Below are 16,393 nucleotides of genomic sequence, written 5' to 3'. Positions count from 1 at the left end.
TCTCGAATCTCCCCTCTCCCGCCCGCGGGAGAGGGGCGGGGGTGAGGGGGCGCGGTCATGACGGCTTCCATTATCCCGGTCGAAAGCCGGCATGAGCGCTGCCGGACCGGCGCGCGTGCGCCGAAAGTCCATTAGTTTATGCTTATTTTCACTCCGCCGCCCGCGCGCCGCCGAGATCGAGCCAGCTCCGGCCCTCGCCGACCACCTTGTAGAGTCGCCACGGCCCGCCCGCCAGCGCACCGCACAGTCCGTAGCGGAAGGGCAGCTCGGTGCGTCCCGGCATCTCGAAACGCAGGTCGCGGAAGGCTGCGCACCGCATGCCGGCCGGGTCGGCCGCATCCACGCGATCGAGCACCGGAAACAGCGCGAACCAGCGGTAGAAGGCGAAATCCTCCGCTTCCCAGACGCTGCGCGCAAGCGCTTCGGCCTCGCCATTGCCGAACCGGGCGCGGCGCTCCCACACCGCCTGCGCCACCGGCTGGTAGGGCGCGGAGTAACGGCGGATGAAATTGTCGTCCGGGCCGGCCAGCATGGGCTCGCTGCGCCGGGTATTGAGATGGGCCAGGTGATAGTCGCGCCCGTCGAAGACCACCACCGTCCAGTTGAACGGCGAGGCCGGCCGCGGTGCCGCGTCCAGCGTGACGATGGGAATGCCCTGTGCCGCGGCGTAGGCGCGCCCGGCCTCCAGCGCCTCGCCACGCCCCATCCAGCCCACGCCCACCCAGCCGGCCACGGCGACCAGCGCCAGGGCGGCCGGCACGCGGCTGCGCCGCCAGATGGCGCTGGCCAGCAGGCCGCCGAGCAGGATGCCGGAGAACACCAGGTCGATGATGAAGGTGGTGCCCAGCCCGAAGCGCCGGTCGGAGAAGGGCGCCAGCATCATGGTGCCGAACTGGGTGATGAAGTCGCCGGCGATGTGGATCAGCAGTGCGCCCAGCGCCACCGGGTAGAAGGCGCGCCACGGCCGCGCGTCCCCGCCCCCCAGCCGGCTGATGCGTGACATCAGCCCGGCGAGCAGCAGCGCCCACAGCGGCGCGAGCAGCACGGAGTGGGTCACGCCGCGGTGGCCGCGCAGGTAGGCGATCTCGGAGACGTAGCCGAGGACGAAGTCGATGTCGGGAAAGGCCGCGGCAGCGGCCCCCGCGGCCACCGCCTGAGCGGCGCGCAGCTGCAGCGTGCCGGTGCGTCCCGGGCGCGCGAGCACGCGCCCGAGCACCGCACCGGAGAGGGCATGGGTCAGGGTATCCACGGGGCGTTGGAGGCGGGCAAGGGCCTATGGTTCCGCCGCCACCCGCCGGGCGCTCACTGCCAGCCGCCGCCGAGCACCTTGTACACCGTCACCCGGTTGGCCGCTTCCGCCAGGCGGGTGGCGATCAGCTCCTGCTCGGCGGCGTAGAGGGTGCGCTGGGCGTCGAGCAGCACCAGGAAGCTGTCCACCCCGGCCTGGTAACGCGCCCCCGACAGGCGGTGGCTTTCCCGGGCGGCGGCGAGCAGCATCTGCCGGGCGTCGAGCTCCTCGCCCAGGGTGCCGCGTTCGGCGAGCGCATCGGCCACCTCGCGGAAGGCGCCCTGGATGGCACGTTCGTACTCGGCCACGGCGATGTCGCGGCGCACCTCGGCCACATCCAGGCTGGCGGCCAGCCGTCCGGCCTCGAAGATCGGCAGGGTGAGCTGGGGCATGAAGCTCCAGGCACGCGAGCCGCTGTCGAACAGGCCGCCGAGTTCCGCGCTGGCGGTGCCGGCACTGGCGGTCAGCGTGATGCGCGGGAAGAAGGCCGCACGCGCCGCACCGATGTTGGCGTTGGCCGCGCGCAGACGATGCTCGGCGGCGAGGATGTCGGGACGGCTGGCCAGCGCCTCGGCAGGCACGCCGGCCGGCAGCTCGGCCACACGGGTCACGGTGATGTCGAACTTCGCCGGCAGGAGTTCGCTCGACAGGCTGTTGCCCGCGAGCAGCGCCAGCGCGTTCGACGCGCGTGCGGCACTGGCCGAAAAGGCCGCCACATCGGCGCGCGCGCGTTCCATCTCGCCCTGCGTCTGGCGCAGGTCGAGCGCGGACACCGCACCGGCCTCGAAGCTCGCCTGGGTCAGCTCGAAGGCCTTGCGGCGGGTCTCCAGCGTGCCGCGCGCGAGTTCCAGGCGCTCGCGGTCGGCCGCCAGCTGCAGCCAGGCGGTGGCGGTTTCCGCCACCAGGGCGATACGCGCGCTGCGGTGGGCCTCCTCGCTGGCGAGGTATTGCTCCAGCGCGGCGTCGCGCAGACTGCGCACCCGGCCGAAGAAGTCGAGCTCCCAGCTGGCGATACCGGCGGACACCCCGTACTGGCGGCTGACCATCGACTGGCCGCTGCTGTTGAGATCGCCCGGGACGCGCTGGGCGTTCTGGCTGGCGGTCACGCCCAGCGAGGGAAACTGGTCGGCGCGCTGGATGCGGTACTGGGCGCGTGCCTGCTCGATGTTGAGCGCGGCCACGCGCAGGTCGCGGTTGTGTTCGAGCGCCAGCTCGATCACGCGGCGCAGGCGCTCGTCGGCAAAGTACTCGCGCCAGGCGATGTCGGCCGCGGCGCGTTCACCCGCGGCGGCGCCGTCCCAGGCGGCGGGCACCGGAGCAGCGGGGCGCTGGTAGTCGGGCGCCAGCGTGGTGCAGGCGCTCGCGCCCAGGGTGGCGAGCGCGAGGGCGAGAATGCGGAGCCGGTTCATCAACGGGCCTCCCCGGGTTGCGCGGCCGGCGCGGGCTCGGCCGGCTTGTCCTTGAAGATCCGCTTGATCACCACGTAGAACAGCGGCACGAAGAAGATGCCCAGCACGGTCGCCGAGATGGTGCCGCCGAGCACGCCGGTGCCGATGGCGTTCTGGCTGCCGGCGCCGGCGCCGGTGGCGATGGCCAGCGGCAGCACGCCGAAGCCGAAGGCGAGCGAGGTCATCAGGATGGGACGCAGGCGCATGCGCACCGCCTCCAGGGTAGCGGCGACCAGTTCCTTGCCTTCTTCCATCTGCGCCTTGGCGAACTCGACGATCAGGATGGCGTTCTTGGACGACAGGCCGATGGTGGCCAGCAGGCCGACCTGGAAGTAGATGTCGTTGGACAGCCCGCGGCCGGTGGCGGCGAGCAGCGCGCCGAGCACGCCGAGCGGCACCACCAGCATCACCGCGAAGGGCACCGACCAGCTCTCGTAGAGCGCCGCCAGGCAGAGGAAGACCACCAGCAGCGACAAGGCGTAGAGCGCCGGCGCCTGCGAACCGCTGCGGCGTTCCTCGTAGGAGGTGCCCGACCATTCGTAGCCGATGCCCGGCGGCAGCTTGGCGATGATCTCCTCCGCCGCGGCCATGGCCTCGCCCGAGGACAGGCCGGGTGCGGCCTGGCCGAGTATCTCCATCGACGGCTGGCCGTTGAAGCGCTCCAGGCGCGGCGAACCGAAGGTCCAGTGCGCGGTGGCGAAGGCCGAGAAGGGCACCATGTCGCCAGCCTGGTTGCGCACGTACCACTTGCCGAGGTCTTCGGGGGTCATGCGCGCCGGCGCGTCGGCCTGCAGGTAGACCTTCTTGATCCGCCCGCGGTCGAGGAAGTCGTTGATGTAGCTGCCACCCCAGGCGGTGGACAGGGTCTCGTTGATGTCCGCCACGCTCACCCCCAGCGCGCCGGCCTTGGCATGGTCGATGTCGAGCGCGAGCTCGGCCATGTCCTCCTGGCCGTTGGGGCGCACGCCGACCAGGCGCTTGTCCTGCGCGGCCATGCCGAGGAACTGGTTGCGCGCGGCGAGCAGGGCATCGTGGCCGAGGCCCGAGCGGTCCTGCAGCTGCAGGGTGAAGCCGCCCGAAGTGCCGAGCTCCAGCACCGCCGGCGGGACGAAGGCGAACACCATGGCCTCGCGGATCTGCGAGAAGGCGCCCATCGCCCGCCCGGCTATGGACTTCACGTCCATGCCCGGTGCCTGGCGCTCGTCCCACGGCTTCAGGTTGACGAAGCCGATACCCATGTTCTGGCCGCTGCCGCCGAAGGAGAAGCCGGCCACGGTGAACAGCGCGCGCACGGTGTCCTTCTCGTTCTCGAGGAAGTGCTTCTCGACCTTCTTCAGCACTTCCAGGGTGCGCTCCTGGGTGGCGCCCGCGGGCAGCATGACCTGGTTGAACATCACCCCCTGGTCCTCTTCCGGCAGGAAGGAGGTGGGCATGCGCACGAACAGCACGCCGAGCACCACGACGATGGCCAGGTAGATCGCCATGAAGCGCACGCTGCGCCGGAGCATGCCGCCCACGGTGCGCTCGTAGCGCTGGGTGCCGTTGTGGAACTTGAGGTTGAACCAGTGGAAGAAGCGCCCGAACGGACTCCCTTCCCCGTGCTCATGCCCCTTGGCCACCGGCTTCAGCATGGTGGCGCACAGCGCCGGGGTGAACACGATGGCCACCAGCACCGAGAGCGCCATCGCCGAGACGATGGTGATCGAGAACTGGCGGTAGATCACCCCGGTTGAACCCCCGAAGAAGGCCATCGGCACGAACACCGCGGAGAGCACCAGGCCGATGCCGACCAGCGCGCCGGTGATCTGCCCCATCGAACGCTTGGTCGCCTCCTTGGGCGGCAGGCCTTCCTCGCTCATCACCCGCTCGACGTTCTCCACCACGACGATGGCGTCGTCCACCAGCAGGCCGATCGCCAGCACCATGCCGAACATGGTCAGCGTGTTGATCGAGAAGCCGAAGGCCGCCATCACCCCGAAGGTGCCGAGCAGCACCACCGGCACCGCGATGGTGGGGATCAGCGTGGCGCGCAGGTTCTGCAGGAAGAGATACATCACCAGGAAGACCAGCACCACGGCTTCGATCAGGGTCTTGACCACCTCCTGGATGGAGATGCGCACGAAGGGGGTGGTGTCGTAGGGCACCACGTACTTCACCCCGGCGGGGAAGTAGCGCTGCATCTCGTCCAGCCGCGCGCGCACCGCGGTGGCGGTGTCCAGCGCGTTGGCCCCAGCCGCCAGGCGGATGCCCACACCGGCCGCCGGCTGGCCGTTGAAGCGCGCCACGGTGCCGTAGTTTTCCGCGCCGATCTCCACGCGGGCGACGTCACGCAGGCGTACCTCGCCACCACCGGCGCTCGCGCGCAGCAGGATGTCCTCGAACTGTTCGACGGTCTGCAGCCGGCTCTGCGCGGTGATCGAGGCGGTGAAGCCCTGCCCCGGCACCGCCGGGGTGCCGCCCAGCTGGCCGGCCGAGACCTGGGTGTTCTGCGCCTGCAGGGCGGCGCGCACGTCACCCGGGGTGAGGCGGTAGTTGTTCAGCTTGGCCGGGTCCAGCCAGATCCGCATCGCGTACTGCGAGCCGAACACGGTGACCTCGCCGACGCCGTCCACCCGCGAGAGCGGGTCCTGCACCGAGGAGACGAGGAAGTCCGACAGGTCGGTGCCCGTCTGGCGACCGTCCTCGGAGACGAAGCCGATCACCATCAGGAAGTTGCGCGCCGACTTGGCCACGCTCACCCCCTGCTGCTGCACCGCCTGCGGCAGCAGCGGCAGCGCGGTCTGCATCTTGTTCTGCACCTGCACCTGGGCGATGTCGGGGTCGGTGTCGGCGCTGAAGGTCAGGGTGATGGTCGTACGGCCGAAGGAATCCGAGGTGCTGTTCATGTACAGCAGACCGTCCAGGCCGGTCATCTTCTGCTCGATGATCTGGGTCACCGAGTCCTCCACCGCCTTGGCGGAGGCGCCCGGGTAGCTGGCGTTGATGGCGATCGCCGGCGGGGCGATGGACGGGTACTGCGACACCGGCAGGCTGAGGATGGACAGCGCGCCGGCGAGCATGATGACGATGGCGATGACCCACGCGAAGATGGGCCGGTCGATGAAGAAGCGGGCCATGGCTCAGCTCCTCAGTTGGCCGCAGCAGGCGCGGGCGCACCGGCGACCTGCACCTGCGCGCCGGGGCGCACGCGCTGCAGGCCTTCGACGATGACCCGCTCGCCGGGGGCCAGCCCCTCGCTAACAACCCACTTGTCGCCCAACGAGCGCTCGGCCTTGACCACCCGCGCCTCGACCTTGTTCTCGCCATCGACCACCATCACCGTGGCGTTGCCGCGCGGGTCGCGCGACACCGCGGCATGCGGCACCAGCACCACGTCGCTGCTCACCCCCTGTTCGAGCCGTGCGCGCACGTACATGCCAGGCAGCAACACGCCGTCCGGGTTGGGGAACACCGCGCGCAGCGTCACACTGCCGGTGGCCGGGTCCACCGAAACCTCCGAGAAGGCCAGCTTGCCGGCCGCAGCGTACTCGCTGCCGTCTTCCAGCAGCAGACGCACCGGCACGCTGTCGGCCGTCTTGCGTTGCACCCGCCCGGCTTCCAGGTCGCGGCGCAGCTTGAGCAGTTCGGCGCTGGACTGCGTGAGGTCAACGTAGATCGGGTCGAGCTGCTGGATGGTCACCAGCGCCCGCTCCTGGTTGGCGGTCACCAGGGCGCCCGGCGTGACCTCGGAACGCCCGGCGCGGCCGGGGATCGGCGCGCTCACCCGGGTGAAGGCGAGATCCACCTTGGCCTTCGCCAGTGCGGCGCGGGCGCTGGCGACTTCGGCCTCGGCCAGTTTGAAGGCGGCCTGCGCCTCGTCGTTGGCCTGCTTGCTGACCGCCTCGATCTGCACCAGGCCGGCAAAGCGCTCGGCCTTCAGCCGCGCAGCGAAGAGGTTGGCCTCGGCGCGCGCCAGTCCGGCCTCGGCGCTGTCGTAGGCGGCCTGGTAGGTGGCCGGGTCGATCTGGTAGAGCAGTTCGCCCGCCTTCACTTCGCTGCCTTCGCGGAAGGGGCGCTGCTTGACGATGCCGGTGACCTGCGGGCGCACTTCGGCGATCAGGTAGGGCGCGGTGCGCCCCGGCAGCTCCAGCACCAGCGGCACCGGTTCCGACTGCACTTCGAACACCGCCACCTGCGGCGCGGGCGGCGCGCCGGCCGCACCCTGCTGGGTCTGGCCCTTGCCGCAAGCGGTCAGCATCACGGCACTCAAGGCCACGGCCAGCACGACCGGCGTTGGGCGAAGATGGATCTGCATCGGGGAACCTCTCATCGTTCGGGGCGGGCGGTACCGGTTGTGTCAGCGATGCCCGTTGGGATTGTTCTGATAGAACGTTCGTTCTAGATTGAGCGCTCATTCTATGTTAGCCTCGGATCTGTCGCAAGCACGCCGAACCCCTACGTCGAACGTCAGACCCGGAGGATTTCCATGACCGCAGCCCCCAACGCCACCGGCGAATCACCGCGCAGCGAAGCACGCCGTGCGCAGATTCTCGCCGCCGCGCGGGACTGCTTCCGCCGCAACGGCTTCCATGGCGCCAGCATCGCGCAGATCTGCCGCGAGGCCGGCATGAGCGCCGGGCACATCTACCACTACTTCGAGAACAAGGAAGCGATCATCGCCGCCATCGTCGAGCAGGACCTCGACCGCCTGCTGACGATGACCGCCGAGCTGCGCGCCGCGCCCGACATCCTGTCGGCCATCGCGGCCTGTACTGCGGACGGCGTACGCGACAACCTCGAAGCCGAGGAAGCCGCGCTCAAGGTGGAGATCGTCGCCGAGGCGGCGCGCAACCCCCGCGTGGCGGAGATCGTCCGCGCAGCCGACCTCCGCTGCCGCGCCAGCGTGATCGAGACCCTGCGCGAGCACCGCCGCATCCTCGGCCTGGACGAGGACGAAACCTGGCTGGACGCGATGGCAGAGCTGTTCGCCACCATGTATGACGGCTTGCTGATTCGCGCCGTGCGCAACCCCGACATAGATAAGGACAAACTCATATCCTTGTTTCGTAACGTCATATTGGGGGTCATCACCTCCCCCAAGGCCGCTTCCGGAAGCTATTGACCCGCCCCCTGCGCCGTGCGAGGCTGCGGTTCCAACAAGAACCAAGAACGCTCAGGGGCTCAATTGAATCGCCGTCGCACAGGCCATGGCCAGGCCCGCATCGCGCTGCTGACGCTCGGCACGCTTGCCGCGTCCGCACAGGCCGAAACACCGCTGGAAGGCGATCTGTTCTTCAGCGACCTCCCCATCGTCGCCTCGGTCAGCCGTCTGCCGCAGCGGCAGGCCGACGCGCCGAGCTCGGTGACCGTGATCGACCGCGCCACCATCCGCGCCTCCGGCGCACGTGCGCTGAGCGACCTGTTCCGGCTGGTGCCGGGCTTTCAGACCTTTGCCGCAAGCGACACGGCCGCGCGCGTGAACTATCACGGCATCACCGACGACAACGACTATTCGCCGCGGGTGCAGGTGCTGGTCGACGGGCGGTCCCTGCATTCGCCACTTTTCCGGGGCGGCATGAACTGGGCCCTGGTACCGGTGGCGCTCGAGGACATCGAGCGCATCGAAGTGGTGCGCGGCTCGAACACCACGTCCTACGGCACCAACGCCTTCCTGGGCGTCATCAACATCATCACCGTGGATCCTGCACTGGTACGCGGCGTCTCGGTTTCGGCCAACAATGGCAGCCAGGGCGTGCGGGACTACACCCTGCGTACCGGGGGCCCGCTGGGCGAACTGGGCAATTTCCGCTTGACCTATCAGAGAGTCGGTGACGACGGGCTCGATCCGCACACCGACGTGATCACCGAAGCGATTCCCGATTGGCAAAGCGGCAGCCGGACCGATCTGCTGGATCTGAAGGCGCATCTTCAACTCGGCGTCGAGGATGCGCTGGAGCTCAACTTCGGACACATAAGGGGCCAGATGGTGAACGGCCGCCTCGACACCGAGAAGATTGCGGGGATCGAGGTGGTGAAGCCGGGAGTCTCGAAGCCTTCGGACCCCATCCGCGATTTCGATCAATCGTCGACATGGCTGCAGATGCGCTGGTTGCGGACCTTCTCGGACACCGCCGACTTTTCGCTGCGCTACACATACAGCGAGGACAGGGCGAGCGACGAGTACATTCATCCCGACCGGGAGCCGGCCTACCAGAAGGTCAACGAGGTCGGGGACCGAGGCACCCGCCACGAGGTCGAAGCAATTCACACCTTCCTGCCACTGGCGGATACCCGTCTGGTCTGGGGAGGCAGTTGGCGACATGACACACTCCGCTCGGACACCGTCCTGCGTGGAATGGGCGAGGTCAGCCGCGACGTGGGTCGCGTCTTCGCCAACGTGGAATGGAAGCCCTACGAGTGGTTCACCGGTAATGCGGGCATTTCCTACGAAGACGATTCGCTGGCGGGCAGCCATGTCGCTCCCCGCGGCAGCCTGAGCTTTCACCTGACGCCGGAGAATACGGTCCGCATCGGCTATGCGCGAGCCTGGCGCACGGCGGGCACGCTCGACTACCGCGCCAATCAGTTCTACGTGCGGAGCAATGGCAGCGCCAGGTCGGACTGGCAAGGCAATCCCGACCTGCCTGCGGAGCGCCTGGACAGCTGGGAGCTTGCCTATCTGGGGGACTGGCGCGACTGGCGCATGAGCCTGGACGTACGCCATTTCCGCGAGAAACTCAGCGACCGCCTGATGCACAAGATCCGCACCGGCGAGATCCCTGCCGGACTGTCTGCCTCCCCCTATACGGTGCAGGACGTCCAGGACATCCGCATCAGCGGCTATGAGTACCAGCTCAAGTGGCAGCCGTTCGAAGGCACCCGCCTGGCCTTCGCCCAGGCCGACATTCGCATCGAGAGCGAAAACACCGCCAACGGCGCTCGCCTCGCCGCCAACGAGGACAGCAACTACAACGGCGCCTTCGAGAGATACGTTGCGCTCGCAGAAGAATCCGCACCGCGCCGCTCGAGCTCCTTGCTGCTGATGCAGGAACTGCCGTATGGCATCGACCTGTCAGTGGCCCGCTACTGGGTGCGCGAAATGAAATGGACGCGCAATACCGAGGTAGGCAAATACAACCGCACCGATCTGCGTATCGCCCACCCGTTCAAGCTCGGTCCGCAGCGCGGCGAACTGGCCTACACGGTGCAGTCCCTCGATGGCGCGCACCATGAACAGCGCCTGCAGCGCCGGGTCGACCGCCGCCACTGGGTCTCCCTGCGTCTCGATTTCTGACCGCCCGTCGCATCGTCCGCCGTGCAGGAGGTCATGACGGCTCGCGTGTTGCGCTTGCCGGCTGCATCCGGCGCGAATACGCTGCCGGGACATGTCATCAACATCCACCGGAAGCTGCCATGCCCGAGCGCTTGACCGGCTGCAACACATGCTCCGCGGACTTCGCCGGATAATCACCCTCCTTGCGGCTTGCGCCCTCGTGCCGCAGGCGGCTGCGCACGAGGTCGCGCTGGTACTGTCGCAGAAGGGCGGCGCCTATGAGCGGTTTGCCGATGCCCTGCGGGCGGCCACCGCCGGTGGCGGCCACCAGATCGTGGACGGCGGAAACATGGAGGACGGCGTGGATGCCGCGGTGCTCGAACGTGCCGAGTTGATCATCGCCGCCGGCGGGCCGGCGGCCGACGCGATGGCGGCCCGCGCCGGCCGGCCGACCCTCGGCGTGCTGATCGGCCGCCAGCAGTTCGAGGCACTGCGTCGCGCAAACCCGGGCGCGCCGTTCTCCGCGATCGTGCTCGACCAGCCGGTCGAACGTCACGTCGCCCTGATCCGTGCGGTCCTGCCGGAGGCACGCCGCGTCGGCGCAGTGTTCGGCCCGGACAGCGCGGCGCTCCAGCCCGGGTTCGCCAAGACGCTGGAGGCGGCGGGCCTCAAGCTCGGTGCCCGGCAGATCTCCGCGCCGGCGGAGCTGCTGCCGGCACTCGAACGCACGCTCGAGTCGAACGACGCCCTGCTCGCCCTGCCCGACCCGCTGGTGTCCAGCCCCTCGGCCGCGCGCTCCCTGCTGCTGACCAGCTATCGCTATCGCCGGCCGGTATTCGCCTATTCCCAAGCCTATGTGGATGCCGGCGCGCTCGCGGCGGTATTCAGTTCCACTGGCGACGTCGCCCGCGACCTGGGCGAGTGGCTGAACGGCACGCACGGCACCGCCTGGCAGCTGCCGGCACCGCGCTCGCCGCGCCGCTTCAGCATCGCCATCAACCGCCAGGTGGCCCGCGCGCTCAACCTGGACATCGCGGACGAGGCCACGCTGCTCGAGCAGCTGCGCCGGGGAGAAGGCCAATGAAAATGCTGCGCCGCCTCTCACTGCGACAGCGCCTGCTGCTGGTGGTGCTGCTCCCCGCCGCCTTGCTGGCCAGCGCCATCGCCGGCCTGTTCGTGGTGCGCGGCACCCAGGCCGCCGACGACGCTATGCGCGACCGCGGCCTGGCCATCGTCAGCTTCCTTGCCCCGGCGGCCGAATACGGCGTGATCTCCGGCAACCACGGCACGCTGATGAGCCTGATCCAGGCGGTGCTGGAACAGCGCGACGTGGCCGCGGTGGCCATCTACGACAGCGCCGGCGAACTGATGGCGGTGAGCGGGCGCCCGCGGCTGGCGGTAACCGGACGCATCCTCGCCACCCGCCGCGCCGAAGTGCTCGACCACCGCGACCAGCGCCTGACCCTGGCCGCGCCGGTGATGGCCACTCCGCTGGCGGTGGACGACCTCGCTGCAAGCTATGTGAGCAGCGCGGCGCGACTTGCGCCGGTGGAAACCGGCTGGGTCTATGTCGAGCTCGACACCCGCGAGCTGGACACCGCCAAGCGCGCCATCCTGTTCACCACGCTGGCGCTGACCATCGGCGGCCTGGCCCTCACCGCGGTGCTGGCGACCCGTCTGGCGCGGGCGGTGACCGATCCGGTGGTGCGCCTGGCCGACGCGGTGAGCGGCATGGCCGACGGCCAGCTCGACATCTCGGTGCCCGACGATGCGGCGATAGGCGAACTGCGCGCCCTGCAGCGCGGCTTCAACACCATGGCGCGCTCGATCGCCACCGCCCACCAGACGCTGCAGGCCAGGGTGGATGAGGCCACCGCCCAGCTCGCCCACCAGGCCCTGCACGACCCGCTCACCGGCCTGCCCAACCGGCGCGCCTTCGAACAGGCGCTCGACGAGGCGGTGGCGGCCTCCCGCCGCGCCGGCGACCAGGGCGCGCTGTGCTTCATCGACCTCGACCGCTTCAAGATCGTCAACGACACCTGCGGCCATGCAGCGGGCGACGAGTTGCTGCGCCGCATCGCCAAGCTGCTGCGCCAGCGCGTCAGGGCGGACGACCTGATCTGCCGGGTGGGCGGCGACGAGTTCGCGCTCATCCTGCGCGGCTGCTCGGCGGAAGAGGCCCTGCGCATCGCCGAAGGCCTGCGCGAGACCGTGGCGGCGTACCGCTTCAACTGGGACGGACGGCGCTTCTCGGTGGGCGCCAGCGTCGGCCTGGTGCGCATCGACGGCGGGCTGGACAGCGCCTCCGACGTGCTGGTGGCCGCCGACCTCGCCTGCTACGCGGCCAAGAAGGGCGGGCGCAACCGGGTCATCGAACACGAGCACGCCATGGCGCCGAAGCGCCGGCAGAGCGACCGCAACGTCCTCAGCGACGGCCCCGAGGGCATCCCCTTCGCCCAGCTCGAGTTGTACGGCCAGCGCATCGTCGGCATCGGCAGGCAGGACTGCCCGCCCTGGCACGAGGTGCTCCTGCGCATCAGGGACGGCGGCGACACGCCGATGGCGCCCGGCGACCTGTTGTCGCGCCTGGGGGCGGGCAGCTCCGGCCTGCTCCTCGACCAATGGGTGGCCGAGCGCGCCTGCGTGCACCTCGGCAGCCAACAGACCGTGGCCGGCGAGCCCCTGTCCCGCCTGGGCCTTAACGTCACCCAGGCCTCGCTGACCCACGCGCACCAGTATCTCGACACGCTGGTCGGCCAGTTGCACCGCCACGCGGTGGAAGCGCAACGCCTGGTGCTGGAGATACCGGCGGCGCTGGCCGGCCAGTGCCCGGAGGAAACCGCCAGGTTCGCCACCCTGGTCCGCGAGGCAGGCTGCGCGCTGGCCCTCGAGCGGCTGGACGGCAACGCCAGCTCACTGCTTGCCGAGCTGCGCCCGGACTACGTCAAGATCAGCCTCAAGACCCTGGCCGATGCCTACGGGCTGGAAGCCGGCTGCAACCTGGCGCAGGCGCTGTGCGGCATGGCCGCCGCCCTGTCGATCCGCACGATCGCCTCCGAGGTGGAAGACGAGCTGTTCCGCGAGGCCCTGCCCGATTATGGCTTCGACTACGCGCAGGGCCTGGTCATCGGCGCACCCGCGGCGCTCTCGCGCTGAGTGGCGGACAGGTGCGCTCAGACGCGCCAGAAGGGCTTGTCCGCCTCGCGCAGCGCCTGCTCACGGCTGAGCCCCACGTCGCGCAACAAGCGCTCGTCCAGTTCCAGCAGTTCCCGCCGCCCGCGCCGCCGCAGCAGCAAAGCGGACAGCACCTCGCGCAGACGGCGCAGCAGCTCGATCACCAGCATCATGTCCTCCTCGTCGCACACCATTGAAACGACGGATTCAGGATATGGTCGGCAATCGCTTGGGTACAGACCCAAAGAACGATGAATGTACTGGGTACATTCAGCTTACGAAGCGCACTGTATTGCCCCGTGCCGGACCCTGCTGTACCCCTTCGGCGGCCAGCCGCTCCGCGCGCGGCGAAACCCTGACACAGTGCTCGGAAGGCCGCAGACCGATTCGGTATGATGACGGCCGAGCCGGACACGAAGAATCCGGTCGGCCAGATTGCAGCGCCGCGGCGCGGAACATGGTTCCGCCCGGCCACGGAGACCGACGCATGCCTGTCACACCCTTCCCTCATCCCGCCCCCGCGCGCTGACCCGGACCGGCCATGTCGCTCGCCCGTCCCGTCACCACCCTGCGGCGGACCATCCTGGTCCGCATGCTGCTGCTGGTCGGCGGCAGCGCGCTGGTGATCACCGCCGGCTTCCTTGTCCTGTGGATGATGCCCACGCTCGACCGCATGGCCGAAGCCGAGTTCGACCGCGTGGCCGAGCGCGTCCAGGGCCGGCTCGACCACACCTTCAAGCCGGTCGAGCAACTGCTGGAGACCGGCGCCGGGTGGATCGCCGCCGACCCGCCGCACATAGACCGTCCCGAGTCCTTCAACCAGCGTTTCACAGCCCTGCTGACCGCGTCCCCCACCATCACTTCGGTGGTCGCCGGCACCACGGACGGCCGTGGCTGGCTGCTGCTCGAGCAAGGCGACGGCCGGCTGCTCAACCGCTTCACAGACCTCGCCCGCTGGGGCGACCGCCACCGTTTCGTCGAGCGTGGCGCGGACGGCTCGCAGACCGACTACTGGGAAACGCGAAACTACGATCCCCGCCGCCGCCCGTGGTTTACCGGCGCCATGACCGCCGCCGAGGGCGGGCAGGTGCACTGGACCCAGCCCTACACCTTCCTGTCTACCGTCGATCCGGGCGTCACCGCCTCGCGGCGCATCCAGCTGCCCGACGGCAGCAGCTTCGTGCTTGGCTACGACGTGATGCTGCGCGACCTGTCCTCGGCCACGCTGGACGAACAGGTCGGCAGTCGCGGCTTCGCGCTCATCCTCACCGAGGACGAGCGCGTCCTCGGCCTGCCTGCGATGCCGGCAGGCATCAGCACCGACGACTGGTTCGGCAGCCTGCTGCTGCCGGTCAGCGCACTGGGCATCGCACCGATCAACGACGCCCTGGCGGTATGGCGCCAGGCCGGACGACAGACGGTGCCGGTGCGGCGGGTGTCGTCGTCCGGCGAGGACTGGCTGCTCTCCCAGCGCCCCTACCCGCTGGGCGACCACCGCCTGTGGGTGCTCACCCTGGCGCCGGCCGACGACTTCGCCCCGCCCTGGATACTGATCGGCACCGGCCTGGCCGGCGCCCTGGCGCTGCTGATGCTCGCCGCCGGCCTCATCGCCCACGGCCAGGCCCGCCGCATCGCGCAGCCGCTGGAGACCCTGGCCGCCGCCAGCCAGCGCATCGGCGCGCTCGACTTCAGCGCTCCGCCACCGGTCAGCAGCCGCATCGGCGAGATTGCCCAGCTCGCCGGCGCGCAGGAGACGATGCGGCAGATGCTGCAGCGCAGCCAGCAATCGCTGCGCGACCAGGCCGCCCGCCTGCTCGGCCAGGTGCAGGAACTGCGCGAAGCGGAAGAGCGCATCAATGCACTGGCCTTCTACGACCCGCTCACCGGCCTGCCCAACCGCCGCCTGCTCGGCGACCGCCTCAGGCGCGCCCTGTCGGCCTGCCGGCGCCACCGCCAGCGCGGCGCCCTGCTGTTTCTCGACCTGGACAACTTCAAGACGCTCAACGACACCCTGGGCCACGAACTGGGCGACGCCCTGCTCAAGGAGGTGGCCAGCCGCCTGCTGGGCTGCGTGCGCGACACCGACACCGTGGCGCGCCTGGGCGGCGACGAATTCGTCGTGGTGCTGGAGGAGCTCGACGGCCACATTCCGGTCGCCAGTGAGGAAACGCAGGCGGTCGCCGGCAAGATCCTCGCCGCGCTCGGGCGGCCCTACCGCCTTGGCGGACAGACCCACGCCAGTTCCGCGAGCATCGGCGCCACGCTGTTCGACGGCAGCGGCGACGAGGGCGACGAGCTGTTCAAGCAGGCCGACCTGGCCATGTACCAGGCCAAGGCGGAAGGACGCAACCGCCTGTGCTTCTACGGCCAGGCCATGCGTGACCGGCTGACCGCGCGCACCCAGCTGGAGAACGAGCTGCGCGAGGCCATCGAAGCCCGCCAGTTCATCCTGCACTACCAGCCGCAGGTGGATGCGGCCGGCCGGCTGATCGGCGCCGAGGCCCTGCTGCGCTGGCTGCACCCGCGCCGCGGGGTGGTGCCGCCCGGCGAGGTCATCCCGATCGCGGAGGAAACCGGCCTGATCCTGCCGATCGGCCACCAGGTCATCGAACTGGCCTGCGCTCAGCTCGCGCAATGGGCCGGCATGGCCGACCGCGCCGGCCTGACCCTGTCGATCAACGTCAGCGCCCGGCAGTTCCGCCATGCCGGCTTCGTCGACGACGTGCGCACCGCGCTGCGCGACACCGGCGCCAACCCGGCGCGGCTGCGCATCGAACTCACCGAAAGCATGCTGCTCGAGGACATCGACGAGGTCATCGAGCGCATGACCGAACTGCGCAGCCTGGGCGTGAGCTTCTCGCTCGACGACTTCGGCACCGGCTACTCCTCGCTCGCCTATCTCAAGCGCCTGCCGCTGGCCGAACTGAAGATCGACCACTCCTTCGTGCGCGACGTGCTGGTGGACGCCAACGACGCCGCCATCGCCCGCACCATCATCGCGCTGGCGCACACCATGGGCCTGGAGGTGATCGCCGAAGGCGTGGAGACCGAAGCCCAGCGCGCCCTGCTCGCCGAGGGCGGCTGCGACGCCTACCAGGGCTACCTGTTCGGCCGCCCCGCTCCGGCCGACGAGTTGCCGCGCACCGCGCGCGCGCCGGCGCCTTCGCTCGGGCCGCACTGACGCCCGCGCAACGCAAGCGCCGGGGCGGTGTCCAACCGGCACGACCCACT

The 16,393-nt window shown here is 69.8% G+C and carries 10 protein-coding genes; 5 read left to right on the top strand and 5 right to left on the bottom strand.

Annotated elements, in window-relative coordinates:
- Positions 1-148: 148 nt before the first annotated feature.
- Genes IAI53_RS13390 through IAI53_RS13375 form a run of 4 tightly spaced genes read right to left on the bottom strand, consistent with a single transcriptional unit; the run spans position 149 to position 7,030 of the window.
- Positions 149-1,249, bottom strand: coding sequence for a metal-dependent hydrolase (locus tag IAI53_RS13390; RefSeq protein ID WP_187718678.1), 1,101 nt, complete (start codon positions 1,247-1,249; stop codon positions 149-151).
- A 53-nt stretch (positions 1,250-1,302) separates the two neighbouring features.
- Positions 1,303-2,697: an AdeC/AdeK/OprM family multidrug efflux complex outer membrane factor gene (adeC, locus tag IAI53_RS13385; protein WP_187718677.1), complete on the bottom strand. Its 1,395-nt coding sequence runs from the start codon at positions 2,695-2,697 to the stop codon at positions 1,303-1,305.
- A complete protein-coding gene (locus tag IAI53_RS13380; protein WP_187718676.1) occupies positions 2,697-5,852 on the bottom strand; it encodes an efflux RND transporter permease subunit in 3,156 nt (1,051 codons plus the stop codon). Before IAI53_RS13380 ends, adeC begins: the two co-directional genes overlap by 1 nt.
- An 11-nt stretch (positions 5,853-5,863) precedes the next feature.
- On the bottom strand, positions 5,864-7,030 hold the full coding sequence (locus IAI53_RS13375; protein WP_187718675.1) for an efflux RND transporter periplasmic adaptor subunit: 1,167 nt from the start codon (positions 7,028-7,030) through the stop codon (positions 5,864-5,866).
- A gap of 171 nt (positions 7,031-7,201) precedes the next feature.
- On the opposite strand from IAI53_RS13375, the gene IAI53_RS13370 reads away from it, so the two are divergent.
- The 4 genes from IAI53_RS13370 to IAI53_RS13355 all read left to right on the top strand — a co-directional run bounded on the left by IAI53_RS13370 (position 7,202) and on the right by IAI53_RS13355 (position 13,144).
- Positions 7,202-7,837 carry a TetR/AcrR family transcriptional regulator gene (locus IAI53_RS13370; RefSeq protein WP_187718674.1) on the top strand — a complete coding sequence of 212 codons (636 nt, stop codon included), beginning with the start codon at positions 7,202-7,204 and terminating at the stop codon, positions 7,835-7,837.
- 63 nt (positions 7,838-7,900) lie between these two features.
- Complete coding sequence (locus tag IAI53_RS13365) at positions 7,901-10,009, top strand: TonB-dependent receptor plug domain-containing protein (protein ID WP_187718673.1); 2,109 nt, start codon at positions 7,901-7,903, stop codon at positions 10,007-10,009.
- A gap of 199 nt (positions 10,010-10,208) precedes the next feature.
- Positions 10,209-11,072, top strand: a complete 864-nt coding sequence (locus IAI53_RS13360) for an ABC transporter substrate-binding protein (RefSeq protein ID WP_187718672.1) — start codon at positions 10,209-10,211, stop codon at positions 11,070-11,072.
- Positions 11,069-13,144: a diguanylate cyclase gene (locus tag IAI53_RS13355; RefSeq protein WP_187718671.1), complete on the top strand. Its 2,076-nt coding sequence runs from the start codon at positions 11,069-11,071 to the stop codon at positions 13,142-13,144. Before IAI53_RS13360 ends, IAI53_RS13355 begins: the two co-directional genes overlap by 4 nt.
- Before the next feature lie 17 nt (positions 13,145-13,161).
- Here IAI53_RS13355 and IAI53_RS13350 read toward each other — a convergent pair whose 3' ends face one another.
- On the bottom strand, positions 13,162-13,335 hold the full coding sequence (locus tag IAI53_RS13350; protein ID WP_222948301.1) for a YjiS-like domain-containing protein: 174 nt from the start codon (positions 13,333-13,335) through the stop codon (positions 13,162-13,164).
- A 368-nt stretch (positions 13,336-13,703) separates the two neighbouring features.
- Between IAI53_RS13350 and IAI53_RS13345 the strand changes: the two genes are divergently transcribed.
- Positions 13,704-16,343, top strand: coding sequence for a bifunctional diguanylate cyclase/phosphodiesterase (locus IAI53_RS13345; RefSeq protein WP_187718670.1), 2,640 nt, complete (start codon positions 13,704-13,706; stop codon positions 16,341-16,343).
- Positions 16,344-16,393 lie beyond the last annotated feature (50 nt).

The sequence above is a fragment of the Thauera sedimentorum genome (assembly GCF_014489115.1).
GTDB lineage: Bacteria > Pseudomonadota > Gammaproteobacteria > Burkholderiales > Rhodocyclaceae > Pseudothauera > Pseudothauera sedimentorum.
Note: the sequence above shows the minus strand (reverse complement) of the source record. Positions and strands in the feature narration are given on the sequence as shown.

Coding starts and splice junctions, on each gene's coding strand:
- adeC (WP_187718677.1), bottom strand. CDS start 2,697: ATGAACCGGCTCCGCATTCTCGCCCTCGCGCTCGCCACCCTGGGCGCG.
- IAI53_RS13380 (WP_187718676.1), bottom strand. CDS start 5,852: ATGGCCCGCTTCTTCATCGACCGGCCCATCTTCGCGTGGGTCATCGCC.
- IAI53_RS13375 (WP_187718675.1), bottom strand. CDS start 7,030: ATGCAGATCCATCTTCGCCCAACGCCGGTCGTGCTGGCCGTGGCCTTG.
- IAI53_RS13370 (WP_187718674.1), top strand. CDS start 7,202: ATGACCGCAGCCCCCAACGCCACCGGCGAATCACCGCGCAGCGAAGCA.
- IAI53_RS13355 (WP_187718671.1), top strand. CDS start 11,069: ATGAAAATGCTGCGCCGCCTCTCACTGCGACAGCGCCTGCTGCTGGTG.
- IAI53_RS13350 (WP_222948301.1), bottom strand. CDS start 13,335: ATGATGCTGGTGATCGAGCTGCTGCGCCGTCTGCGCGAGGTGCTGTCC.
- IAI53_RS13345 (WP_187718670.1), top strand. CDS start 13,704: ATGTCGCTCGCCCGTCCCGTCACCACCCTGCGGCGGACCATCCTGGTC.